This is a genomic window from Micromonospora sp. HM134, assembly GCF_007833915.1.
Lineage (GTDB): Bacteria > Actinomycetota > Actinomycetes > Mycobacteriales > Micromonosporaceae > Micromonospora > Micromonospora wenchangensis.
In genome coordinates this window covers 2835021-2860466 of sequence record NZ_CP041061.1, presented here as the reverse complement: position 1 = coordinate 2860466, position 25446 = coordinate 2835021, and the positions used below count along the sequence as shown (strand labels likewise).

Annotated in this window: 14 protein-coding genes; 6 read left to right on the top strand and 8 right to left on the bottom strand. The window is 68.3% G+C overall.

Annotated features, from left to right (window positions below; translation table 11 throughout):
• Positions 1 to 524: 524 nt before the first annotated feature.
• From FJK98_RS12535 to FJK98_RS12515, 5 genes are all read left to right on the top strand, one after another.
• Complete coding sequence (locus tag FJK98_RS12535; RefSeq protein WP_145919177.1) at positions 525 to 2072, top strand: DUF2397 family protein; 1548 nt, start codon at positions 525 to 527, stop codon at positions 2070 to 2072.
• Positions 2069 to 3352 (top strand): DUF2398 family protein, encoded by a 1284-nt coding sequence (locus tag FJK98_RS12530; RefSeq protein ID WP_145919176.1) that lies wholly within the window; start codon positions 2069 to 2071, stop codon positions 3350 to 3352. The genes FJK98_RS12535 and FJK98_RS12530 overlap by 4 nt, the downstream gene beginning before the upstream one ends.
• Positions 3349 to 8337: an SbcC/MukB-like Walker B domain-containing protein gene (locus FJK98_RS12525; protein ID WP_145919175.1), complete on the top strand. Its 4989-nt coding sequence runs from the start codon at positions 3349 to 3351 to the stop codon at positions 8335 to 8337. The genes FJK98_RS12530 and FJK98_RS12525 overlap by 4 nt, the downstream gene beginning before the upstream one ends.
• 3 nt (positions 8338 to 8340) lie before the next feature.
• Entirely contained in the window at positions 8341 to 9555 is a 1215-nt protein-coding gene (locus tag FJK98_RS12520) for a TIGR02679 domain-containing protein (RefSeq protein WP_145919174.1), read from the top strand.
• A 198-nt stretch (positions 9556 to 9753) separates the two neighbouring features.
• Complete coding sequence (locus FJK98_RS12515; RefSeq protein ID WP_205789427.1) at positions 9754 to 10473, top strand: beta-ketoacyl synthase; 720 nt, start codon at positions 9754 to 9756, stop codon at positions 10471 to 10473.
• A gap of 245 nt (positions 10474 to 10718) precedes the next feature.
• Here FJK98_RS12515 and FJK98_RS12510 read toward each other — a convergent pair whose 3' ends face one another.
• Positions 10719 to 11294, bottom strand: a complete 576-nt coding sequence (locus FJK98_RS12510) for a TetR/AcrR family transcriptional regulator (protein ID WP_145919173.1) — start codon at positions 11292 to 11294, stop codon at positions 10719 to 10721.
• A 106-nt stretch (positions 11295 to 11400) separates the two neighbouring features.
• On the opposite strand from FJK98_RS12510, the gene FJK98_RS12505 reads away from it, so the two are divergent.
• Positions 11401 to 12231 carry an oxidoreductase gene (locus FJK98_RS12505; protein WP_145919172.1) on the top strand — a complete coding sequence of 277 codons (831 nt, stop codon included), beginning with the start codon at positions 11401 to 11403 and terminating at the stop codon, positions 12229 to 12231.
• Positions 12232 to 12529: 298 nt separating this feature from the next.
• Here FJK98_RS12505 and FJK98_RS12500 read toward each other — a convergent pair whose 3' ends face one another.
• The 7 genes from FJK98_RS12500 to FJK98_RS12470 form a co-directional block, all read right to left on the bottom strand.
• Entirely contained in the window at positions 12530 to 13996 is a 1467-nt protein-coding gene (locus tag FJK98_RS12500; RefSeq protein ID WP_240762791.1) for an RICIN domain-containing protein, read from the bottom strand.
• Between the two features lie 368 nt (positions 13997 to 14364).
• On the bottom strand, positions 14365 to 16386 hold the full coding sequence (locus tag FJK98_RS12495) for a family 43 glycosylhydrolase (protein WP_145919171.1): 2022 nt from the start codon (positions 16384 to 16386) through the stop codon (positions 14365 to 14367).
• 211 nt (positions 16387 to 16597) lie between these two features.
• Positions 16598 to 19369: a cellulose binding domain-containing protein gene (locus FJK98_RS34645; RefSeq protein WP_145919170.1), complete on the bottom strand. Its 2772-nt coding sequence runs from the start codon at positions 19367 to 19369 to the stop codon at positions 16598 to 16600.
• 90 nt (positions 19370 to 19459) lie between these two features.
• On the bottom strand, positions 19460 to 20743 hold the full coding sequence (locus FJK98_RS12485; protein ID WP_145919169.1) for a cellulose binding domain-containing protein: 1284 nt from the start codon (positions 20741 to 20743) through the stop codon (positions 19460 to 19462).
• 108 nt (positions 20744 to 20851) lie between these two features.
• Positions 20852 to 22189, bottom strand: coding sequence for a cellulose binding domain-containing protein (locus tag FJK98_RS12480; protein ID WP_145919168.1), 1338 nt, complete (start codon positions 22187 to 22189; stop codon positions 20852 to 20854).
• Between the two features lie 80 nt (positions 22190 to 22269).
• Positions 22270 to 23634: a glycoside hydrolase family 43 protein gene (locus tag FJK98_RS12475; protein ID WP_145919167.1), complete on the bottom strand. Its 1365-nt coding sequence runs from the start codon at positions 23632 to 23634 to the stop codon at positions 22270 to 22272.
• A 14-nt stretch (positions 23635 to 23648) separates the two neighbouring features.
• Positions 23649 to 25037 carry a glycoside hydrolase family 43 protein gene (locus FJK98_RS12470; RefSeq protein WP_145922713.1) on the bottom strand — a complete coding sequence of 463 codons (1389 nt, stop codon included), beginning with the start codon at positions 25035 to 25037 and terminating at the stop codon, positions 23649 to 23651.
• Positions 25038 to 25446: the final 409 nt, after the last annotated feature.

Sequence of the window (25446 nt, the reverse complement as noted above, 5' to 3'; positions counted from 1 at the left end):
TTGACCAGACCCCCGCTCCCGCGATCGCGGCACATCCTCCGAGGGGATCCCTGACCACGTTGCAGGCCGGGTCCCGCCGTGCCTCGGTGTCGGTCTCGGGATGCCAGGGTGACGACGACCTGCCGGAGAACGCCTGGCAGTCAGCTACCGGTGTGGGCCGGCCGAATGACGGTGAAGACGGCTCCCGCCGGGTCGGCGAGCGCGCAGACCCGACCGGTCACCACGTCGCGCGGCGGCACGAGCAGAGGCCGTGGTGCCGGGTTGAAGCTGACCGGTGCGGCGCATGCACCCCAGCAGCCAGCGGCGGGCGACGCGGCGCGGCAACGTCTGTTCGCACGTCCTGACGGCAAGCTTGTCCTGGTCGACGGCTGTCGATTCCTGGGCGCAGGGGCTGCGCTTCGTCCCCTGAAGACCGTAATCTTGCGGCGTCGGTCACTGGTGCGTCTCGGAGAGTAGCGAGGAGTGTTGGTGAGTGCCGCGCCGAGGGCGCGGTAGGTAGGTAATGGTCTTGTGGGAGGAACTGCGTGCCGAACCCGCCACGGCTGTGGTGGCAGGACATCGATCCGGTCGTGTGGCGGTGTTTCGGCCAACCCGAGGACCTGGCGCGCGAGCGCAACACGGCAGTGTTGGCAGCTCTGGAGGAGTTGGCGACACGCGCCCCGATGTCGACGCCGGCCGACATCGCCGCGCAGATGCGCGACGTCGGTTTTCGTGACCAGATGACCGAATTCGAGCTGCGCACGGTGCTCGACTACCTGACGAGCGCGCATCTCGTCGAGCCATTCCGGGACTATGCGGCGCTCAACGCGGGTTTGGATGCGGTGGTCCGCCGGCAGGAGGCGTGGGCTCTGACCAAGATCGGCCGGGCCGTGGTGGCCGCGGTGCGCACGGCTGTCGTCGACTCGCGGCGGGCGCTACAACTGCCGAGCCGTCTTCTCGACAGCGTCGAACGCACGGTCCGTGATCTGATCGAGCATCTCTCTTCCGATGCTGGGTTGCTGCCGACCGATCTGGATGACGTCCGGACGAGGCTGGACGAGATGCAGCGTGTCACCGCCGACTTCTACGCTGCGCTGGCGCAGATGGTGCAGTCTGATGTCACCGACGATCTGCTGTTCGGGGAGAACCGTGATCGTGTGATCGAGGCCCTGCGACAGTTCCCGCGTGAGTACGGGCGAGCGCTGCGCCGGGTCGAGGCGGCCCTGACCGACTTGGAGTCGGTCGGGCACCGGCCGCTGGTCGAGACCGCCGCCATGCACGCGGGCCTGCTCGACACCCGCGATCAGCAGGACTGGATCGACGAGCGGGTGCGTCGGCTGTCCGACCTTGCCGCCTGGTTCGCCCCTTCGGGTTCGGTGCAGCGGCTGATCTCCTCGGCGGCTGGTGCCGTGCACACCCTCCTGGTGGCCATCGATCGACGCTACACAGCGCTGCGGCGTGGCTCGGATCTGGCCGCCGACTTCCGGGAACTCGCCTACAGCTTGTACGCCCAGCCGGACGACGAGGCCGCGCGCCGCGTGTATGCCGCTGCGTTCGGCCAGTGGCCTGCCGTACATGCGGTCGTCGGGACGACCGAGGAGGACGTCGCCCACGCCACCCCGGCAGCCGGTGGCACCAGCCGGCACCAGGTGGATGTGATCCTGCGCGAGCACGAACGCGTCGGTCGCGCCAGCGGCCGTCCCCGCAAGGTCCCGGATGCCGGTGCTGCCCGTGCTGCCGCTTTGGAGAAGGCCGGAGCCACTGCGGCGAACCGGCGACGGTTCAGCGCGTTGCTGGTCACCGACGGCGAAGTGCCGCTGAGCCATTTCACCGGTCTGGAGACACCGGCGTTGATGATCCTGCTCGGTGCGATCGAAGTAGCGCGCAACACGATTGATGCCGCTACCGGATACGGCGAGGCTCACGCCGAGGGTGCCAGCGTGGTGGTCCGGGTCAGGTTGGGCCGTCCCGAGACGCACCTGCCGGTCCGGTTTGCCGAAGGGACTCTGGTGGCGCCGGAACTCTTGATCACCGTGACGCCGTCCGAAGTCGCTCAGGGTCTGCAGGTTGTGACGAGGGAGGGTGCCGCATGACCCAACGGCTTCTCGACCCGGATCTCGCCGATGCGGCACGTCACCTGATTCTCGCCTGCCGGATCTCTTCGGCCGATGACCCGGTTCGCTACCGTGTGGTGTTGCGCGGCCGGCGGGAGCTCACCGACTTCTTCCGGACGGAATTGGGGTGGACCCTGCACATTCACGACGTTGGTGGGATGGTGCGGCTGCATAAGCGCCGGGACGATGTTCCCGGGGATCGCGGGCCGCGGCTGCAGCGGCGAAGTGGACGAGGCCAGTTGGCTCCCGCTGAGGTGCTGGTGCTGGCCGCGCTGGTCTGTGAACAGCTGTGGCGGCGTCCGCGGATCAGCCTGCGCGAGCTGTTGCAGTCGGTGGCTCAGGTGTGCGCTGCCGAGGCGGCCACGGGTCGGCTACCGGCTTTCCGGATCGTGGCGACGGACGGGGTCAGCAAGCGTGAAGCACAGGCCGCACGGGCGAACATTGTGGATGCGATAAAGCTGCTGCAGGTCGACGGGGAGATCGGCGTCGACGCGGACTTGGACCGGGCAGTGACAGACGAGAACGCTGAGGTGTTCATCACCGCTGACCGAGACAGCCTCGCTAACAAGTTCGCCTCGCTGTCACCGACGCTGTTGTCGTTGAGCGCCCGGGCCCCCGATCAGCACGTCGCCACGCTGACAGCGATCTCACTTCCGGATGCCGAGCCGGACGCCGTCGCGCAACGGCAGGCCAGCGTGGAGGGGCGCCGGCTGACCGCGCTGCGGCGAGTGGTGGACGACCCTGTCGCTGACCCGGACAACGACCCGAATCCGGTCGGCTACCTCGCCACCTCGACCGGCCGGGAACGCGCGTTGAACATCGCCGCCGCGCTGGGGCTGGTCGCCAGCGTTCGCCGTGACTGGTGGGAGATCACCGACCCGACGGGAACCGCCTCTGACTTCGACTTCCCGCAGGGCCGCAAGACAGAGCGGCAGGGTGCGCTGGCCCTGCTGTCGCACCTGCCGCATCACGGCGCGTCCGAGGTAACCGCCGGGGAGATTACGACGATGTTCGAGGAGATCCGTCGAGACATGCCGCGGTGGGCGGCCGGCTATGCCGAACGACTGCCCGTTCTGGCCCGGGCCGCTGCTGGGGAACTGGTCACCGCCGGCCTGCTGCGGGTCACGGGTGATGAGGACCGGTGGCAGGTCACACCGGGCGTGCACCTGTGGCGCGTGCGGGCACGACATGGCCAGCCTGCTCGTCCGGGCCGCCACCGCACGGAAGCCGATTCGGACCCGAGGGAGGAGCCGGCGTGAGCCTCATCGCGCACCCGGGTCGACAGCCGATCGGGAGAAGCGACGATGCCGGCCCGGTGGCGGATTGGAACGACGGACCGGTCGCTGCCGACAGGTGGCAGCCGACCCGGGCCGGTGCGGTGAACTCGTGGGCGTGGACCGATGAGACGCTGATGTTCGCCGATGGCTGGCTGGCGCTGGCCGGGCCGAACGGATCTGGTAAGTCCTTGACCGCCTCGATGCTGGTCACCGTCCTGCTCGACGGCGAGGTGTCGCAGAAGGCGCTGTCGGTGTCTGGTGAGGCCGTCGGCACGCTGATAGACCGGCATACCGACCGCAACGCCAAGGAGGACCGTACCGGAGCGTGGTGGCTGGAGTACGGCTACCGCGATACTGGCACCGGCGAGGTTCGCTACCTGACGACCGGGTTGTGGCTGCGCTCGCAGAGCAGCGGCTTGCAGAAGGCGTTCTTCATCATGCCGGGTCGCGTCGGAACCGACCTCTTCCTCGCTCGACAGCGGGACCCGGTACCGGTCGAAGGGCTCGCCGAGCAGGTTGGCGCCGCGGACGGCCGATTGTTCACCTCCCATGACCGTCTTATCTTGAAGGTCCGGGACTATGTGAACCTTGCCGAGGAGAACCAGTACCGCGACGCGATCCGTACGACGTTGTTCGCGCCGTTGGACTCGGTGCAGTTCGACGCGCTCGTCGGAGTGTTACGCAGCCTGCGCAGCGTCCGCACCGCAGAGGCGATCTCCCCGAATCAGATGCGCGCGGTGCTGACCGAGGCGCTTCCGGCGCTGGATCCTCGCGCGTTGCAGTTCATCGCCGACACGATGGAACGCATCGCTGACCTTGAGGCACAGCTGAAGCAGGCCCGTGCCGAGATTCGGCAGCTGGAACAATCGGAGCAGCAGTACCAGCGCTACATTGACGCGATTATCGCCGAGGAAGCCGCCCGCCTGGCGAATGCCCAGACGGTCTTCGACGATCACGCCCGCGAGGCGCGCGCCGCCGAGCAGCAGTTGGCGGACGCGCAGGCACAGGTGGCGCGCGTGCAGGCCCGGCGCGAGGAACTGCGCCGCGAGATCGCCGGTGTTCGCGGCCGGCTCCAGGCTGCCGAGGGGGCGCTGCGTGAGCATGCCGGCGCCGAGCTTCCGCATCTCGAAGAACGCCTCACCGATCTACGCAAGCAGCAGTTCGAGCTGGAAGCGGCCGGTCTGGACTTGCAGGAAGAGTCACAACAGGCCACCCAGCAGGCAGTGGAGTGCGCCGATCAGTTCCGCAACAGTCAGCGCCATCTGACTGGGATCGGCTCGCGTCTACGCGCGACAGCCGGCGATGTCGGGGCGCATGCATTCGTCGATCGTCTCGCCGAGGTCACCGAACAGGTGACGGCAGCCACCAGCCTCGATCGGGACCCACCCACGATTGACCTCGCACAGATCGCTGAAACTCCGCGCGGCTGGATCGAGGCGCGCGAGACGGCTCTCAACGGCATCGACGCGATGCTGCACGAACATGACATAGCGCAGGTCGAACAACGGACCGAGGCCGGGCATCTCCGGGCCGCCGAGGAGGCCCAGGACCGTGCCGCCGACCGCGTTGGCGATGCCCGTGCCGAACGTCGTGCCGCCGAGCAGGACCTACTCGACGCATTGGACCGGTGGGAGGGTGGCCGGGTCCAGCTTCCGTCCGTTGCGGCGGACCTGACGATTGACGCCGAGGACCGCATCGCCCCCGACCGGTTGGTTGCCTGGCTGCATGAGGCGGGTACCGCAACGCGGGAACGGATCGCCCTGGCGGCCAGGGATCAGGACGTCGTGCACGGTACCCGCCTCGTGCACGCTGCCGAGGGTGCGGCACACCGGGCCGCGCAGGCTCGGGATAGGGCCGAACACGTCGCCGATCAGGCCCAACGTGCGCTGGAGAACGCGCAGGCGCAGGCTGACCTCGACCGTGCGGCCGTGGACGAACAGGCACGTCAGGCCCGAGCCGATCATGACGCGGCCGTGGACGCTGCCCACGCCGTCACCGCCGCCGCTGAGCACGCTCTGGCGGCCGGCCGGGTGGACGCCGCCAAGGCGGCATCCGAGTGGAGCCGCCAGGTGGCCGGGTGGCGCACCGGGCTCGTCCACCTCAACGGCCGTACGGTGAGCCTGCCCGACGATCCGGATGCCATCGATCTGCGGCAGCCGTTCCTCGATCTGGAACGGGCCCATTCGGCGGCCGTCAACGGTCTGCAAGGCGCGATCGCCGAGGCAGAGCGTGCCGTCGAGGTTGCGAGGCAACGGGTCACCGGGATCGAGGACGAGCTCGAAAAGGCCCGACGGCAGCTGCCGGTGCCGCAGGCGCCGCCGTGGCGGGCGCCCCGCGATCCGGGTCGTGGCGTGCCGTTGTGGGCCGCCGTTGCTTTCGCCGAGCACATCAGTGCAGAACAGGCCGACCGTGTCGAAGGTGCGTTGCTGACCGCGGGGCTGCTGGACGCGCTGATCACTGCGGACCGCCTGGTCGGTGACGGTGACCTGGTGCTCGCCGGTGACGGTCCCGTGGGCGGGCAGAGTCTGGCCGACATTCTCGTTGCGGAGGACGGCTCGGGTGCCGACCCGCGGCACGTGGAATGGCTGCTGCGGGCCGTTGCGGTCGACCTGGCCGGCAGCGACCTCAGCATCGGGCACCTGCGCACCGGCAATGTGATCGCGTCGGCTCCGCCGAACTACCGGGCCACATTCATCGGCCGGGTCGCCCGCGAACGGGCGCGGCTCGCGCTCGTCGCCGACCTCGAACAGCGGCTGGGCACCGCGCGTCACGACCTTGAGGCTGAGAAGCAACACGTTGCACACCTTGATGCCGCTGTCCGCGCGTCTCTGCGGGAGCGGGATGACTTCCCTTCCGCCGACGCGGTTGCCATGGCGCGCGCGCAGGTCAGCCAACTGCAGCTCGGCGTCGCGAAAGCTCAGCAGCAAACCACGCAGGCACTGGCCAACGCCGCAGCGCAGCTCACCGGGCTGCTCGCCGAGTTCGATGCTGTCCGCAATGGCGTGGACAGGGCGGTGGAGACTGCCCTCCGACGACGTGAAGAGGCGTCTGGCGCACTAGAACGATCGAGGCGGGATGAGTCCGATGCCAGCGCTGCCCTGGCCACCGCGCGGGGAGAGTTGGCGGAGGCCACTGAGCGACGCGATGAGGCCCGGACGGCTCAGCAATTGTGCATCGCTGAGGAACAGCGATTCCCCGACGTGGAGCATCTGCGTCGCACCATCCGTGATGAGGACGTCGCCGAACGGGACGAGGTCGCCGCCCGCGCCTCTGTCGATGAGCATCGCCGCCGGCACCAGCGTTCCAGTGACCGCGTCCGCGTGGCGCTGCGCGCACTGCATACTGCTGCGACGCTGCCCGACGGCGCTGTCCTGCCAACCGACCGAGAAGTGTTGCGGCGGCACCGGGGTCTGATCGCTGCCCTGCTGCAGCAGATCGGGGACTGGCAGAGCGCCGGGCAGCGGGCCCTCGACTTGCTGGCGACAGCCCAGCGCGAGCAGCGGGCCGCGGACCGGGTCGCCATCCGGTTCCAGAAGGCGGTTGCCGCCGCAGGCCAGATCCGGCTCGCCGCCGAAGAGCTGGACGCCCGGGTGGAGCAGACTCGGACGCTGTACGGGGCGGAATATGCCGAGCTACGGCAGACGAAAGACCAGCTCGCTGACGAACTGACCGACAAGCTGGCCGAGGTCGAGCGACGCGAGGCCGAGTTCCGTACGCATGACAATGCTGCGGTTGCCGCCGCCACGACGCTTGAGAAGATTGCGCCGCGTCGTCGAGAGGCGGATCAGCACCGCACCGACTGCTTCGATCGAATGTGTCTGCTGATCACCCATGGCTTCGCCGAAGTGCCGCAGACGCTGCCGCGTGATGGCGACAACCGGCCGGCCAACCTGACCGCCGCGCTCACCTGGTCGCGTCAGCTGCTTGCCGGCAAACCCACCACCAGCGCCCGGATGGACACCCTGAGGATCGCTCGGGAACGGGTGCAGAAGCAGCTTGAGAGCACGATGCGGTCCGTCAACCAGGCCCTCGCAGAGTTCGACCAGCAGCTCGACAGCACCACCCTTGAGGGCACGGAGTGGCGGCGTGTCACGCTCGCTGCACCTAACGCCGCGGTCGGCGAGGATCTGCGGCAAGCCGCTGAGACGCTCCGCGCTACGGCCGAAGGCCTCGAACGAGATCTGCGTCAGGACGTCAAAGCGACGCTCAAGACGTCGATGTTCACCCAGCTGCGGCGTGACATCCAGACCCGCCGTGAGGCGGCGAGGGAACTGGTTCGGCAGATTCGGGCCACCCTTGAGAACGTTCGGACCGGTGTGGCCCGCGTCGGCGTGCAGGTCGACTGGAAGGTTCGCGACGACGGCAACTCCCAGCAGATGGTCGCCCTGCTCACAGCGCCGCCCTCCGACGAGGTCTTCGATCAGATGTATGAGATCCTGCGGGAACGGATGGAGGATGCCGGCGAGGAAACCTGGGCCGAACGTGTCGCCCACACCTTCGACTACCGCTCCTGGCACCATTGGGAGATCAGCGTCACGCACAGCAGCTTCGGTGCCGACCAGTTCAAGCCGGTCAACACCCGATCCAACCCGCTCAAGAGCCTGTCCACCGGTGAATCCCGTCTCGCGACGATGCTCCCGCTGTTGGCCGCGGCCTGGTCGATGTATTCCGGCGACACCTACCAGGGGCCTCGCCTGCTGTCCATCGACGAGATCGACGCCGCCTTCGACGACCGTAACCTGCGCCAGATCCTCACCCTGCTGCGAACCTGGGATTTCGACGTCCTTGCGACCACGCCCACCATCGCCCCGCTGATCAAACGCGAAGCTCAGAGCGTCGTTGTTCACGAAGTCATCACCGACGGCCGGCACCGTGTGACCGTCCCGTGGTTGTGGAAGGGTAGCGGGGAACCGACGCCCCTCCCCCTCGCCGTTCCTACCGCGAGCACGACGCCGGTGGGGCACTGAACGATGCCGGCTGACCTCACCTACCTGGCGGAGGACGTCGACCTGCGTCCTCTGTGGCGCGCCGTCCATGGACGTCTGTGCGCCGGTGCCCGTCCCGAGGCGATCAACACGGTTCGGGTCCCGACGCTGAGCACGGCCGGCATCGCGCAACTGCGGACCTGGCTCGACACCTCCGTTCGTCGGCGCCGCGGCACATCCGCCGTCACCGTGTCCGGCGATACCGCCACGGTCCCGCTGCGAGAGCTCCTCGCCGTGCTCGGCATCGATCGAGAAGCGCTCGTCGCACTGGTCGAGAAGGCGGTGGGGGAACCGGTCATCGACCGTAGTGCCGCTGCGTTGGCCGCGGCGGACCGTCGTGCGCGGCTGTGGCAGTACGCGACCGAGGAGCTTCCCGACGTACCGCAGCTCGTCGCCCGGATGCGGGTGAGCGGCGTCGGCGAGGACGATACCGAGGTCCGGCACAGCATCGCGGCGCTCGCCGCAGCGCTGCGACGCCTTCCGGCCCGGCCACCGGTGCCTTTGGCGAAGCTCGCCCACGACATCACCGGCGACCCGCACTATTTCGACCTGACCACCCTCAACGGGATCCGCCTCGTGGCCGCCGTCGCCGAACGCACCGGCCAAAGCGAGCCGAGTCGGCCGGATCTGGTACGCGCGCTGCTGGCCACCGTCGGTGTCATTGCGGACCGGTTGTACGCGACCGTCCTGCTCTTCAACGTCGAGGCTGTCGGCGACGGGCCGATCGACCGACGGCTGCGTGATTCACCAGCGCCCGTGGCGCTCACCCTGCTCGACCTTGTACATCATCCGCCCATTCTCGCGCCGCAAACCCTGACGGTCGTGGAGAACCCGTCGGTCATGGAGGTCGCTTTCATTGCCGGGGTGCGGCAACCGATCGCTTGTACCAGCGGCCAGTTGCGCGCGATCGATCATGTGTTTTTTCAACTCGCTGTCGCGCACGGCGTGCGTCTGCGGTACGCCGGTGACATCGACCCCGCGGGAAAGCAGATCGCCGCAGTCGTCGCGTCGACCTACGGTGCCGAGATCGTCGCGATGGATGACGACGTCGCCTCCGAAGCTCGGCATCACCCGCCGGCTGCACCCCGGCCCAGGCCGCGCGAAGGTGAGCAGTCCCCCACGTGCGCTGGCGCAGCGACCCCGGTCTTCCAGGAACACGACGTCCTTCTCGCGAGAATCCTCGCTGCTCACCGGCTCTGACCCCGCGTGGACCGGCGGCACCGCCCTACCCGTTGATCGTGCCTCGTCGGTCGCGGCACGGTGCCGCACGTCCGGGTCGCGCATATCCGAGCGTTTCCTCCAGGTGCGGTGCCAGCTTTTTGGCTGCAAGTAGCTGCCGCTTTTTGCGGCCCACATGGTGTCGCGGGCATTGGTTTCGGGCCGCCTATCGTCGGCAGCGTGACGCCCCGTTCAGGGGTCGCGGCGCGGTGGTTTCCGCGCGGTCGGTGCTCCGGCGGCACCGATGCCGCCGTCACCCCGTACTTCGCCGCCGCGTTCGCCCGGATGAAGGCAATGTCCACCCGCAGGCACGACCCGGCCGGTGCCTCCCGCCCGTTCGACGTCGAGCGCGACGGCTTCGTGATGGCGGAAGGCGCGGGCGTCGTGGTGCTCGAGACCGAACAACACGCCCGCGGCCGGGGTGTCCGGCCACGAACCCACCTGCTCGGCTACGGTGCGTCCACCGACGCCTACCAAGCGACCACCCCTGCGCCCGACGGTGCCGGCGTCGAGCGTGCCGTGCGCACCGCCCAGGCCGAGGCCGGACTGGGTAGCGACGACATCGGCCACGTGAACGCGCACGGCACGTCCACTCCGCTTAACGACGTGACCGAGGCAGCCGCCGTGCGGCGGGTATTCGGTGGGGACACGGTCATCACCTCGACCAAGGGGGTGACCGGCCATCCCCTCGGTGCCGCTGGTGCCATCGAGGCCGTGTACACCGTTCTCGCCCTGCGGCACGGCCTCATACCACCCACCGCCAACGTGCAGGCGGTGGAGCCCGCCGTCGACCTGGACGTCGTCGTTGACTTGCCCCGGAAGAACCAGGGCACTGCCGCGGTCTCCAACTCCTTGGGCTTCGGCGGACACAACACCGCCCTCGTCATCGCCGTCACCTGACTCCGGCCGCCGCCAGACCGCCCGGCGACGGGCCCCTCGGTAGGCGGCTACGGCTCGGCGGGGCGGGCGAGTCGGCGTTGCGCCTCGGGGTGAGCAGGGGCCTATGGTGTCGGTTACCCCATGGGTGGCAGGGCGCGATGCCCGAACAGCGGGCCGATTGCCGCATGGTGCGGTTCATGCGGCAGTACGCGACCGCCAGTGCCCATGTGTGGAAAAACGCTTTCACCGTGGTGACGGCCTGCCCCTCAGGCGACGGCGGCGCGGGGTTGCGTGGTGAGGCCGGTGAGGACGAGGGCGAGCCAGCGGGTGCGGACGGCTGGCGGCTGGTCGGTGGGGGCGGTGGCGACCAGGAGGTAGATGTCGTCGACGGTGATGTCGGGATGAATCTGACCTTCGGCCTTTCCGTGTTCGATGAGCTTGGCCAGGGCGGTGCTGGCGCGCTGTTCGGCGGTGGTGTCGGTGGGGTATGCCCCGAGGGCGTGGGCGGCGGCCTTGACGCCGTGGTTGGTTGCGGATGCCTCGACTACGTTGCCGAGGAATGTGGTGATTTCGCATAGGGCGGGTGAGCCGGCGGCGGCCCGTCGGTGGGCGGCTTCGGCGTCGTCGGCGACGTGGGCGGTGTACTCGGCGATGACTGCCGCGACTAGGTCCGCCTTGTTTGGGAAGTGTCGGTAGAGGGTCCCGACGGCCACGCCGGCTGCGGCGGCGATCTCGGTCATGCCGACGTTCGGCCCGTGCAGGGTGATCTGGTTGCGGGCGGCGTCGAGGATCTTCGTGCGGTTACGGATGGCGTCGGCGCGTGGGGGTCTGGTGTTGGTCACGGTCGGTCTCCGAGCGGGGACGGGGCGAGCGTGCGCTTGCGTTAAGCTGAACCATGGTTCATGATAGCCGTGAACCGAGGTTCACTTTATCGGATGGAGGGCTGGGATGACCAACAAGACCGCGCTCGTCACCGGAGCATCGTCCGGCATCGGCGAGGCCACCACACTGCTACTGCAGGAACTCGGCTACACCGTGTATGGTGCCGCCCGTCGCGCCGATCGCCTGCGACCGCTAGCTGTCCGCGGAGTACGTCCGCTGACGATGGACGTGACCGATGACGCGTCCATGACCAGCGGGATTGCGAGGATCATCGAAGAGACGGGGCAGCTTGACGTTCTGGTCAACAACGCAGGGTACGGCTCGTACGGCGCGATCGAGGACGTGTCGCTCGACGAGGCCCGCCGTCAGTTCGAGGTCAATGTCTTCGGTGCCATGCGTCTGACGCAACTCGCCCTGCCCTCCATGAGGGCGCGACGCAGTGGCACCATCGTCAACATCACCTCGATGGGGGGAAAGATCCACACCCCGCTCGGCGGCTGGTACCACGGAACTAAGTTCGCCCTCGAGGCCCTCTCCGACTGTCTCCGGCTTGAGGTCAAACAGTTCGGGATCGACGTCGTGGTCATCGAGCCCGGCGGTATCCAGACCGAGTGGGGCGCAATCGCCGCCGACCATCTCAAGAAGACCTCCGGCAGCGGCGCATACACCGCGCAGGCCACGGCGGTGGCCAGCAGCCTCAGCTCGGAAGCTAACGCCCGACGCAACTCACCTCCTCAGGTCATCGCCGACGCGATCGGCAGGGCCGTTACCGCCAAGCGGCCCCGCACCCGCTACGCCGTCGGCTTCGGTGCTCGCCCCCTCATCGCCGCGAGGAGCCTCCTTCCCGACCGTGCCTTCGACACACTCATCGCCCGCGCCAGCGGTGTACCGACCTGACACCCGATTCCGCCCGTACGAGCGAGGGACTCGACACCCATGCGGCATGTCGCTGGTTCAGGCAGCCACGTCCAGCGCTGATCTGGCGGACCAGGCCGGGGATGTCCCCGGCAGGGTCGAGGTCCCGTCGCATGCAAGCAGCAGCGCTCCGGTTCCACGTAGGACGAGAACCTCCAGGCCAGGGACATCGGCTCCCTCCAAGGGACTGCGTGGATCTACGCAGTCCCCGCTGCGCCGCCGGTGGCTGCGATCTCGCACCCACGATGTCCTAACAGTCGTTGGTAGACAGCGTCGGCGTTCATCCGACAGCGGTAATCGTCCATTGTTGGTTAAGGCTGCCGGTGTCGCCGTACTGAGCGAGGACGGCACCGTTGGTGCTGTTGCCCACGCCGTCGATGTACATGCCGGTGGCCCGGTTTTTGATCCGGACGTTGTTGGCGGCAGTGAGCACGGTCCACTGCTGGTTGGCGCTGGTGCTGCTGGCGTACTGGCCGACCGCGGCACCGTTGGCGGTGCGTCCCATGCCGTCCAGGTAGAGACTGGTTGTCCGATTCCTGATGCGCACATAGGTACCGCTGTTCTCGATTACCCACTGCTGGTTCGTGCTGCTGCTGTCGCCCCACCCGGTCGCGTTGGCGCCGTTGTTGGTGTTGCCCATGCCATCGATGTACAGGCTCGTGCTCGCGTTGCGGACGCGAACGTACGTGCCGCCCCCGTCACCGACTCCCCACGCATATCGGAGTCGGGTCAGGCCGGACGGGTTGACCAGCGACAAGTTGATGTTCGAACCGCTGCCGCTCTTGCTGGTCATGCTGTACCAGTCATTGTCACGCAGGCCTGGCCAGAACACACTGCCCATTTCTGCGCTGCGTAGGTAGCTGCTCACGCCACGCAGGTAGTCGGCGAAGAAGGACCCGCTCGGGACGCTGTAGTCGATCGGGTCGTACTCGATGCCGTCCTTGACGCCGCGTCGCATCGGCCCGCCCCACTCGGTCGCGACCGTCCGGCTGGCGTGCTGCCCGACGTAGCCGGCGATGTGGTTCGCCCACGACGTCTCGTCTTCGAAGGGAGGAGTCACGTTCATCGTGTAGTCGTGCACCCCGAGCAGTGTGCCGTTCAGGCGAGCGTCGTTGCCGACTACGACAACGTTGGTGGCGAATCCGGTGCCGTCCAGGATAATGCGGCCGCGCGGTATGTTGAAGTACCGGTTCAACCAGGTGTAGTACATGTTGTTCAGGTCGGTCGCGCTGTAGCCCCACGGCTCGTTGATGACCTCGAAGTAAGCGTTCGTGTTGCTGCCGTACCTCGCCACCACGGTGTCCCACATCTGGTGGAACGCGGTCATGTTCGAAGGGCGGCCGCCGCTGTGCGCCCAGTACGCCAGAATCACTTTGCCCTTGCTGAGCGCATTGTCGATCGCACCGGTGTATGTTCCCCAGTAGCTGGCCACTGTCGGCTCATTGATCGGCATCCGCACCGTATTGGCGCCAGTGATGGCGTACATCTGGCCGATGACCCGGTCCGCCACCGTCGATGCCGAGGTGTAGGTGTCAGCTGAGCCGAGACCGGAAACGTACACCACTCCGTTGACGAAATTGTCCCGGCTGTCAGCCCAGTTCAGGCCCCTGAACTGACTCGTGGACGCCACTGCCGGGTGCGCGCTCGGGACCACTACTGCACCCATTGAGGCGAGCACCGCCGCCAACAGCACCCACATCGTCGTAGGCCAGTTGCGTTGTCGCCTTACTTGATTGATGAATGCCATTGATCGCTCCTGTCAGTGGTACATCAGTGATATGGCTGTGGCGTCCACGCCCGAGGGCGCCAAGTGGGCGGAGGAATACGCCGTCGACACGGCCGGTGAGTCGACACCGCCTCAGGCTGAGGCACTGCCGTAACCAGTGGCCGACCATGCGGCCGGGGCCGGGCAGCTGGGCACCGAGCGTGGAAAGCTGCCCGGCCATCTGCCCTTGACTCGGAGATCGTCTGGTCCCTATCCGTGATCAAGGACCGTCAGATACCCGGGCACGTGACCTGCGGGCCAACGCTGATTCGTCGCCGTGATGCGGTGGGCCGGTGCAGGGTGGTGGCCTGCGCCGGCCCGCCGTTCCCGTCGCCGGAGGTCCGCCCGGGTCAAGGTGTGGTCAGGTCGAACTTCCGTATGGTGACCGCGCCACCCAGCGACTGGGTGGCGTAGTTGAACATGGCGAACCGGTACGCCATGAAGAATTGCCAGGCGTGGTTGAGGGTGAACGCCGGACCGAGGCTGGTGAACGTGTTGCCGTCGGTGCTGTAGGAGAACCGGGCCTGTCGTCCGGCGCCGGGTCTGACGTCGGCGTTGACGCGTAGCCAGATCCGTGTGCCGCTGATCGGCGCGCTGGCCCGTTCGGTGCCGGTGCCGGTGGTCTGCCAACTGCTGTTCATCGTCAATCCGTCGGTCATCACCACCCTGGTGGTGCCGTTGTCCCTGCGCAGCCCGATCCAGGCCGATGAGTCCCGTAGCAGGGCCAGGCCGGCGCGGTCGCCATTGACCATGGCGGAGTGGTCCAGTTCAATCGTCGCGGTCGAGGATGGTCCCTGGATCCGGTGGGTCAGCGTGTTGCGTGCCTGGTAGAGGTCGTTGGTCACGGTGGCGGTCTGCAACCGCAGTCCGTTGTTGACCGACCAGCGGGTGTTGTCGGGGTTGTGGTTCCACTCCCACTGTGGTCCCAGGGTGGTGCCGGCGAACGTGTCCGCGCCGATCATCGGCTTCACCGGCCGGGGCGGGCGCGGCACGTTCGGGTACGGGTAGTTCGCACCCCACCGCCCGTTGACGGTCTGCAGCACCGGCCAGTCCGCGTTCCAGGTGATCGGGGCAAGGGTCGGAATCCGCCCGCCGGGGTAGGCGTCGATGAACGCCATGTAGTACCAGTCACCGTTCTGGGTCTGCACCATCCCGCCCTGGTGCGGCACCGAACCCGGCTCGCCCTGGATCGGACCGGGCAGGTTCAGCAGCACCTCCTTCGTTTCGTACGGACCGAACGGACTGCGTGAACGCAGCACGTACTGACCGTTGGCGGGTTTCGTGAGCCAGATGTAGTAGTACCCGTTGCGCTTGTAGAACCGGGCACCCTCGATGTAGCCGATGTTCGACGGCGAGGTCCACACCTGCTGGGCGCGTGCCTGGGACAGGCCGTCGGCCGACAGTTGGGCGACGCTGATGTTGGTGCTGCCGTACGCCACGTACATGGTGTCGTTGTCGTCGATCAGCAGACCGGCGTCGTAGTAGCAGTTGTTGATCCGGGACCGCTTCTGCCATGGGCCCTCGACATTGGTGGCGGTGTAGACGTAGGTACGGTTGAACTCGGTGCACCCGATCCAGTAGAACGTCTTGTTACTGGGCCGGTAGTTGAACGCCGACGCCCAGATCCCCTTCACGTACGCCCGACCACCGGTCAGGTTGTAGTTGTTCGATTCGAAGTCCAGGTTCGGCACGGAGTGACCGACGAACTCCCAGTTCACCAGGTCGTACGAGCGCAGGATCGGCGCGCCGGGCGAGTAGTGCATGGTGGATGCCGAGTAGTAGTAGGCGTCGCCGACCCGGATGATGTCGATGTCCGCGAAGTCCTGCCACAGCACCGGATTGGTGAACGTCGACGACGGCGGCCACGGGCCAGTCGTGGGAGACGGTGGCGTCGTCGGCGGCGACGTCGTCGGCGGGGGCGCGGTGGTGGTGGGGACGGGGCCACCTGTGGTCGGCGTGACGGTACCGGTGCAGGTGGTGCCGTTCAGGGCGAAACTCGCGGGGACCGGGTTGGACGTCGTCCAGGTGCCGTTGAAACCGAAGGTGGCGTTCCCGCTGGTCGGAATGCTGGCGTTCCACCCGGCGTCGGCGACGGTCACCTGGGTGCCGGATTGGCTGACCGTGCCGTTCCAGAGTTGGGTGACGCTCTGCCCGGCGGCGAAGGACCAGGCCAGCCGCCAGCCGTTGACCGGGTCACCGAGGTTCTTGACCGTCACGTCGGCACCGAATCCTCCGGACCACTGGCTGGTCACCGTGTAGGTGACCTGACAACCGGCGGCGGCCGAGGCCGAGGCGGACACGAGCCCGCCGGCCCCGGTGACCACGACGACTGTCGCGGCCGCCAAGCCGAGCCGGTAGCGGGTGCGCTGCATGGAAATCCTCCCAACAGGTACGTCGATCATGAGTGGGAATGGGTGCACTGCTCGGACCCACCGACAGGTCGGTCAGTTGCCCACAGAACCCCGGCCGTCACCGGGAGACGACACCATCGACTGGCACGACCTTGGTCGTCTCTCGTTGCTGCGGTCGGGTGATCTGCGGGCGTGCCGCCTGCCCCCGCGCGGTGTGGGGGCAGGCGCCGGCTCAGCCCCAGAGGGCCGCGTTGCCGAAGTTGGCGGGTTCGGTCTCGCCACCGGCGCCGACCGTGTCGGTGGTGGTGATGGTGATGGTGGCGTCGGGTAGCCCGGCGGATCGGGCGGTGATGGTCGTGGTGCCGGCATAGTAGGAGCGGAACTCGATGGCCGCCTTGCCGTCGAAGGTCTGGGTTCCCGGGGTGAAGGTGTACGACTTGCCGCCGGGCAGGATGCCGGGACCGCTGGTGACGGTCAGTGTGACGGCGCGGGTGTTGTTGACCCACGTGCCTGCGGCGTTACGCATCGTCACCACGAGTTGGGTGTCCGTGGTGCCGTCGTTGGTGATCGTGGTCGGGGCGTACCGTCCGGGCTCCAGGGTCATCCGGGTCGCGGTCCCGCTCGTGGATTGTTCGCGGGCGGCCGGTGTGGGGTCGGCGAGGTTGGCGCTGCTCGACCAGCGTGCCTTGTTGGCTCGGTACCAGTACCACTGGTTCTTCGGTAGCCGGTAGAAGTCGATCATGCCCATCCGGGCGAAGCTGGCGTCCATGATCGTGCCGTGGTCGAAGCCCGCCCAGATGGCCAGTCCCGCGCTGCCGGTGGTGAGCTTGAACCGGGTGCCGTCGGTCGGGTCCTTGACGTCGCCGTACGTCGGGTCGTAGGTGCCGGGCCGGTCGGAGGTGTAGGACCCGTACTCGGAGACGACGTTCGGCATCCAGGTGTTGGTGATCTTTCCACCGTCCCCGTTGTAGCCGGCGATGTCGCAGACGGAGAGTTGGTCGAGCGCGCTGCGTTGGACGCCGCCCATCCCGGCCTTGCGGGTCGGGTCGAGTTGGTGGGAGTAGTCCCGCATCCGGCTTACCAGGGCCTTGGCCTTGCTCAGGGTGCCCGAGGCGGTGAAGAACACCTCGTTGCCCATGGACCAGTTGATGATCGAGGGGTGGTTGCGGTTGACCCTGATCATGTCGCGTAGGCCGTCCATGGCGCTCTGTTCGAAGGTGGCCTGGTCGGTCGTCTTCTGCGGGTAGCCGTCCGCCAGGTAGTCGCTGTACCGGCCGGTGGGGGTGGGTTCCCGGCCAGCGGTCGCGGTGGCCCAGAAGGTGCTCTCGGACCAGAGCATGAGACCGAGTCGGTCGGTGGCGTCGGCGAAGGACGGGTCGTGCGGGTAGTGCGAGCCCCGGACGAAGTTCATGCCGGCCTCGCGGAGGTAGCGCACGTCGCGGTCGAATCCCGAGTCGGTGACGGCGTTGCTCCATCCACCGTGGTCCTGGTGGTCGTTCGCCCCGAACAGCAGCGTCTTCGTACCGTTGAGGTAGAAGCCGTCGACCTTCCACTGGGCGCTGCGGAAACCGAACGTGGTGCGGTAGGTGTCGGTGATCGTGCCGCTGCCGATCACCCCGTCCGCCGTGGTGTCGGTGACGAGCGAGGTGGTCACGGTGTAGAGCGCCGGATTGTTCGGTGCCCACAGATCGAGAGCCTGGATCATGCCCGCAGTGTTCGACAGGCTGCCGCTGAGCGCGTCGAGGGTCGTCGAGGCCGCCCCGCCGAGGGTCCGCACCGGCGAGCTGAAGGTCGCCAGCACGGTGTTCGACCCCTGCCGGCGTACCTCCTGGCGGGCGTAGACGTCGATGGGCGAGGCGTTGTCGTTGCGTACCTCGGTCTGCACCCTGACGTTCGACCGACGGGCGGCGAGGTTCGCGCGCAGGTCCGTCTCGCTCGGATACTGCGACGGGTCGATGTTGCGGTAGTAGGCGGCGTTGCTCGTGTCCCAGGTCGGGTTGGTCAGCGCGGGCGTGGTGACGAAGGTGCCGTACCAGGCGACGTGGACGTTGTTCGTGACGTTCAGGAAGACGTCCCGGTAGATGCCGCCGCTGAACTGGTGGTCACCGGTGCGCGGGGCCAGGTCCGCCCGCCAACCGTTGTCCACCCGTACGGCCAGCACGTTGTCGCCGGTGCGCAGCGCGTTGGTGAGGTCGAAGGTGAACCCGGTGAAGCCACCACGGTGGGTGCCGGCCCTGGTTCCGTTGACCCACACGTCGGTGACCGAGAACGAACCCTCGAATTCGATCTCGACCCGCCGGCCGCTCCACGACGTGGGCACGGTCAGGTGCCTGCGGTACCAGCCGACACCGACGTGGAAGGACTGTCCGTTGGTCGTGCCGCCCACGTCGTAGGGGGCGTCGAAGTCGTGCGGCAACGCCACCGGCACCCAGGTGCTGTCGTTGAAGTCAGGGTTCTGGGCTCCGGACACGTCCGCACGGATGAACCTCCAACTCCGGTTGAGGTTGATCTTCTCCCGTGCGACCGACCCGTCCGGTGGGGCGGTCGGGGACGGGGTGGTGGGGGTCGGGGTGGGCGTGGCCGGTGTCTCCGGTGGGGTGGGCGTGGCCACCCCACCGGTGCACACGGTGCCGTTCAGGGTGAACGCCGTGGGCACGGGATTGCTGCCGGGCGTCGAGCCGTTGAAGCCGAACGCCGCGTTCCCGCCGGTGGGGATAGTCGCGTTGTAGCTCACGTTGGTGACGGTGACCTGGGCTCCGGACTGGCTGACTGTGCCGTTCCACAGTTGGGTGACCGTCTGCCCGGCGGCGTACGACCAGGACAACCGCCACCCGTCGATCGGATCACCGAGGTTGGTGACGGTGACCGCCGCGCCGAAGCCACCCGGCCAGGAACTGGTGACCGTGTAGTCGACCCGACAGCCCGCGGCGGCCTGGGCGGCGGTCGCCACCAGCCCACCCGTGCCCGCCAGCACGGCGGCGAGGACGAGACTCCTGATCTTCATTGCTACCTCCTTCGTTGGCCGGGACGGGTGGGACGACATCCCGACCTCGCCGGGGTGACCGGGGCGAGGTCGGGCTGCGCCTGCGGTCTGTCAGGTCGTGGTGCAGGTGAGGATGGGTGTCGTCGCTGAGCCGCCGGCGGTGAAGCCGAACGTGGTGGATGCGCTGGCGGCGAGGTTGCCGTTCCATGCCTCGTTGGTGACGTTCTGGGTGCTGCCGGCGGGGGTGTTGCGCCCGCCCCAGAGTTGGGTGATGCTCTGCCCGTTGGCGAGCGTCCAGCTGACCCGCCAGCCGGTGATAGCGCGGGCGCCGGCGGTCACCGTGACCTCACCCTGGAAGCCACCCTGCCACTGGCCGACGGTCTGGTAGCTGGCCGTGCACCCGCCCGGCCCGGGGCTCGTCGGCGGCGTCGTGGGTGGCGTCGTCGGCGGAGTGGTGGGGGGCGTGGTCGGGGTGGTGCCGGCGAACTGGGTGAAGAACCGCCACACCTCGCCCGGGACCCAGGTCCGGCTGCCGCTGTCACCGCCGGCACCGTCCTGCGGCGCGGCGATGTGCCCACCGTCGAACGCCGCCCACACCACCGGGTAGCCGGATCGGCAGCCGGAGTAGCTGTAGACCGTGTGGGTCAGGCTCCCGGCCCTCGGTTCCGGCGGGCTCGCCGCCGTGCATCCGTTGTTGCGGACGAAGCGGTCCCGCAGCGCCCGTCCGCTGGCGATGTTGTCACCGATACCGTGTACGCCGAGGTAGGCGATCGGCTGGGTGCCGCCGCTGCATCCGCTGAGCGTGCCGGGGGACGACTGGACCGCGACGGCGCGGAAGACGTTCGGCCGGGCACAGGCCAGGGCGTAGCTCATGCCGCCGCCGTAGCTGAAGCCGACGGAGAAGCGTTGTGTCGTGTCGATGCACAGGTCGCTCTCGATCCGGCGGAGCATGTCGTCGACGAAGGTGACGTCCTCACCGCCGGTGTTGGCCCAGCCGTTGCCGATGCCCTGCGGTGCCACGAAGATCGTGCTGTTGTTCGACAACCGCAGCAGGCCGTAGTACGCCCAGACGTCGCGCTGCACCGTCTGACCGGTCGCGACGTCGACGGCGGTTCCACCCCACCAGTGGAATCCGAACACCAGCCGGTACTGGCGGTTGCGGTCGTACCCGTCGGGGAGCTTCAGGATGAAGCTGCGGTTCTTGCCGCCGCTGGAGATGGTGTAGGTGCCGTTACCCAGGGTGGGGGCCTTGCCGCAGCCCGCTGTCGCGGCCAGTGGGCTGACCCCGGCGGCGGACGCGGCACCGGGGCCACCGGTCAGTGCGGCGCCGGCCAGCGCGGCGACGAGTACCGCCGCGGTGGCCAGCGCGCCGACGATGGACGAACGTCTTGCCATGTCATGACTCCTCTATCGGTCCTGTGCGGGGTCCCTGCTCAGACGGCTGCGTCCCGGACACCGGTGAGGTCGCGGGCGGGCCGGGACAACCCGCCCGCGACCGGTCGGCTACCTGGTGCAGGTGACGCCGTTGAGGGTGAACGCCGTCGGTGCGGCGGCGTTGCCGGTGTGGTTGGCCTGGAAGCCGATGCTGACCGAGGCGCCGGGGGCGATGGTCGGGTTGTAGCTGACGTTGCGGGCGGTGACCTGGCCGGAGGCGGGCGTGTAGGTGGCGTTCCATCCGGAGGTGATGCTCTGCCCGCCGGGCAGGGTGAAGACCAGCGACCAGCCGTTGACCGGGGTGCTGCCGGTGTTGGTGACGGTGAGGTCCTCGGTCAGGCCGGTGCTCCACGCGTTGACCGTCGTGGTGACCGCGCAGCCCCCGCCGGCCGGCGGCGGGGTGGTCGGCGCGGGCGTGGTCGGGCCGGGCGTGGTCGGTGCGGGGGTCGTCGGGCCGGGGGTGGTGGGTGCGGGCGTGGTGGACGTGAACTGGGTGAAGAACCGCCAGGTCTCGGCCGGCAGCCAGGTGCGGGTGCCGCTGTCACCGGGTGCGCCGTCCTGCGGGGCGGCGATGTGCCCCTCGTCGAAGGCCGCCCACACCACCGGGTATCCGGCCCGGCAGCCCGAGTAGGTGGTGCTGCGGTGGGTCAGGCTGCCTTGGCTCGGCTCGGGCGGGTTCTGCGCAGTGCAGCCGTTGTTGCGGACGAACCGGTCGCGCAGCGTGCGTCCGCCGGCGATGTTCAGGACGCCGTCGCGGATGCCGTGCGCGCCGAAGTAGGCGATCGGCTGGGTGCCGCCGCTGCACCCGCTGAGCTGCCCGCCGGAGTAGACCGCCACGGCCCGGAAGACGGTGGGCCGGGCGCAGGCGACGGCGTAGCTCATCGCGCCGCCGTAGCTGAAGCCGAGGGCGAACCGCTGGGTGGTGTCCACACACAGGCCGGCCTCGACCCGGCTGAGGATGTTGTCGACGAAGGTGATGTCCTCCCCGCCGGCGTTGCCCCAGCCGTTGTTCAGGCCCTGCGGCGCGACGAAGATGGTGCTGTTGTTCGCCAGCCGTTGCAGGCCGTAGTAGGACCACACGTCGCGCTGCACGGTCTGGCCGGTGGCGACGTCGGTGGCGGTGCCGCCGACCCAGTGGAAGCCGAGCACCAGCCGGTACTGCCGGTTGGCGTCGTAGCCGTCGGGCACCCGCAGGATGAAGCTGCGGTTCTTGCCGTTGCTGGTGATGGTGTGGGTGCCGCTGGCCAGGGTCGGGGCCTTGCCGCAGCCGGCCGTCGCGGCCGTCGTCCCGACGTCCGCGGCGCGGGCGGAGGCGCCCAGGCCGCCGCTGACCATCGCGGTGCCCAGGCCCAGGGCCAGCAGCATCGCCGCGGCTACCGACCCGAGTCTCGATCTGCGTCCTGTCATCAGGTGTCTCCTCGTACGTGGGGGTGGAGGTGGTCCCACCCCGGCCACGGTGGGACGGACGGCCGGGGCGGAGCGGGGCGTCAGCGGAACTGCCACCAGTTGACGTTGAACAGGTTGCCGCTGCCGCCGGCGAACCTGAGGTACACGTCCTGGGTCCCGATGGCGCCGCTGACCGGGCAGGTGACCGTGGTCCAGGTCTGCCAGCCGCCGGTCACCGGGACGGTGCAGGTGCCCACGGTGGTACCGGGGGCGCTGCCCAGCCGTACCTCGATGCGGCCACCGGTGGTCGCCGACGCGACCCGGGCGGTGAACGAGGTGGCACCAGTGCCGAAGGCGACCCCCTTGACCTTGATGTGGTCGCCGTTGTTGAGCCAGCCGACGTTCATCCCGCCCTCGCTTGACGGCTCGGTCTCCACCCCGACCGACCAGGCGATCGTCTCGGCCTCCTGGCGTAGGTATGGGTTGAGGGTGCCGACCTGCGGGGCGCCGGAGGTGGTCATGTTGATGGTCGGGATGGTGCCGTCGGCCCGGTAGCTGAACTTCTCCACCGCCACCGAGCGGGTGAAGCCGCCGCCGCCCGGCAGCGCGCCGTTGTGGTAGAAGAAGTACGAGCCGCCGTTGAAGTCGATGACGGCGGGGTGGTTGGTGAAGCTGGTCCCCTGCCGGGGCATGATCGTCCCCCGGTAGGTCCACGGCCCGGTCGGGCCGGGAGCGGTGGAGTAGGCGATGAACTCCGAGCAGCACTCGGCCGCGAACACGTTGTAGTAGACGCCGTTGCGCTTGTAGACCCAGGGCGCCTCCTCGTACAGCGTGGGGCGGCTGGTGTTTCCGCTGCGGGTGCCGAAGCCGGCGGTGGTCAGCGGGATCTGGGTCGGGCCGCCGGAGAACGAGGTCATGTCGGTGTTGAGCCGCACGTACCACAGGTTGGGGTTGCCCCAGTACAGGTACGCCTGTCCGGTGTCGTCGACGAAGGCGTGCGGGTCGATCTCGCCGTTCTCCACCAGTGGCCGGCCGATGGCGTCGCGGAACGGGCCGGTGGGGCTGTCGGCGACCGCGACGCCGATCGCCATCCGTCCGGTCGCCCGGTTCTTGACCGGGACGTACCAGTAGAAGCGGCCGTTGCGGTAGACGGTCTGGCCGGCCCACGCGTCGGCGCTGGCCCAGCTGAAGGTGGCCAGGCTCATCGGGGAGCCGTGGTCGGTCCAGTTGACCATGTCGGCCGACGAGTAGACGCGCCAGTCCTTCATCGTGAAGTAAGTCGAGCCGTCCTCGTCGTGGCCGGTGTAGAGGTAGACCCGGCCGTTGTGCACGAGCGCGGCCGGGTCGGCGGTGTAGATGGTCTGCACGACGGGGTTGTCCGCGCGGCTGACCACCGGCGTCAGCACCACCAGGCAGAGCAGGCCGGCGAGTAGCGCGGTGCCACGTCGCAGCAGGTTTCTCGTCACGGTGCTCTCCTCGCTCAGGACGTGATGCGGAAGGTGGCGTCCTGCCGGTCGGTCACGCTCGAACCGGCGCTGAGCGGGTCGATCCGCAGGACGTTTCCGGCGTGCCGCAGATACCGGTCGGGGAAGTTGGCGGACCGGAGCGACGTCCACGCCGCGTCGGCCAGGCCGGCGGTACGGTGGAAGGTGGCGTCCGCCCGGAACGTCGCCGACCCGTCGTTCGGGTCGAGTCGGATGGCGTAGTTGCTGTGCCGCAGGAAGTTCCCCGGTCGGTTCACCGACTCGAACGAGACACCCGCGGAGTCGGACAGACCTGCCACCATCCGCCACAACTGGTCCTGGTACGGGTCGAACGGGAACGGGTCGATCCGGCCGACGCCGTTGCTGTGCCGCACGAAGTAGTCCGGCAGGTTCGACGACTTGAGCCGCACCCAGTTCGGGGTGCCCCACCGGGACACCATCGCGTTGTACTCGGCGTCGCTGATCCCGACGACCGAGCCGTGCTTGGCGTTCAGCGGCGGGGTGTAGTCCCGCTGGTTCAGCGCCGTCCACGAGTTGCCGGCGATGTTCGAGGTGGACCAGATGTAGTAGTCGGCGTTGACCGGGCTGAACGAGTCACCCCAGAGCCGCCAGCCACTGCCGTCGTTGTTCTTCACCAGCAGCGGTGCCTCGATCGCGTTGCCCATCCGCAGCCCGCTGGTGTAGGTGGTGAAGCTGTTCGGCGCCCCGGTCGAGGAGCGCGCGCCGTGCAGCAGACCGGTGGAGAGGTTCTTGTAGTACAGGTAGGTGGTGCCGCCGTCGACGACGACGTCGCCGTCGAGCACCCCGAACCCGGGGCTGAAGAACACCTGCTGGGGGCCGATGTTGACGAAGTCGCTGGTGTAGTTGACCATCAGCACGTCGCCGCCGCTGTTGCAGGAGTAGACGATGGCGTACTGCCCCCGGGCGGCGTCCCAGAACGCCGTCGGTGCCCAGGTGTGCGAGTTGGGCAGGGTGTGCATCCTGATCCGGCGGTAGCCGGTGAGGTTCGTCAGGTTGGTCGAGTCCCACACGTGCAGGTACTGGCTGTTCAGGCCGAAGTTGGTGCCCTTGAGGTCGGTGGCCAACACCACGAAGGTGCCGTCCTGCTTCCGCAACACGAACGGGTCACGCAGGCCCAGTTGCCCCTGGGTGGGGGTCACCACCGGATTGTTCTGGTTCAACGGTGTCCAGTTCAGACCGTCCCGGCTCACCGCCAGGTGCAGACCGTAGTCCGCGCCCTGGAAGCTCGGCGTCTCGGTGAAGTAGGCCATCGCGTACGCGGTGTTCGCCGCCCACGCAACACCGGGCAGCCCAGCCACCGATGCCGCGGTGAGCGCACCGGACGCGGCCACGGCCTTGATGAGTGCTCGTCGACTGATCGCCACGATACGGAACCCTTCTGCCATCGTTTTGGTCGTCCATTTGCGAAAATGCAGTACGTCTGAGCGGCGGAGCGGCAGCGGGGCAGGGTGCGGCCGGCCGCCACCATCGCGACCCTGGTCTCGCTGGAGGAGATGCGGACGCCGGCTGCCATCGATACCGGCAGCCATCAGCCCGGATGCCGACGAACGCCGGTTCGCGCCAGGTGGAACCGCCGTTCTGTTAGCGTTCACAGGATGCTGCCCAGGCATCCTCACCTAAGGGTCCACCGACGCCCGGGCTCCCGACCGCGCGTCACATTCCCTGACATGGACTCTCGTGGATGGCTGTCTCAGCCGTCAAGATGTGACGATCAGATTTCGCGAAAGTTCCCAGCCGTTGACGGTCGGTCGAAACCCCCGAAACCGCCGCCCG

Coding starts and splice junctions, on each gene's coding strand:
- FJK98_RS12530 (WP_145919176.1), top strand. CDS start 2,069: ATGACCCAACGGCTTCTCGACCCGGATCTCGCCGATGCGGCACGTCAC.
- FJK98_RS12520 (WP_145919174.1), top strand. CDS start 8,341: ATGCCGGCTGACCTCACCTACCTGGCGGAGGACGTCGACCTGCGTCCT.
- FJK98_RS12505 (WP_145919172.1), top strand. CDS start 11,401: ATGACCAACAAGACCGCGCTCGTCACCGGAGCATCGTCCGGCATCGGC.
- FJK98_RS12500 (WP_240762791.1), bottom strand. CDS start 13,996: ATGGCATTCATCAATCAAGTAAGGCGACAACGCAACTGGCCTACGACG.
- FJK98_RS12495 (WP_145919171.1), bottom strand. CDS start 16,386: ATGCAGCGCACCCGCTACCGGCTCGGCTTGGCGGCCGCGACAGTCGTC.
- FJK98_RS34645 (WP_145919170.1), bottom strand. CDS start 19,369: ATGAAGATCAGGAGTCTCGTCCTCGCCGCCGTGCTGGCGGGCACGGGT.
- FJK98_RS12485 (WP_145919169.1), bottom strand. CDS start 20,743: ATGGCAAGACGTTCGTCCATCGTCGGCGCGCTGGCCACCGCGGCGGTA.
- FJK98_RS12480 (WP_145919168.1), bottom strand. CDS start 22,189: ATGACAGGACGCAGATCGAGACTCGGGTCGGTAGCCGCGGCGATGCTG.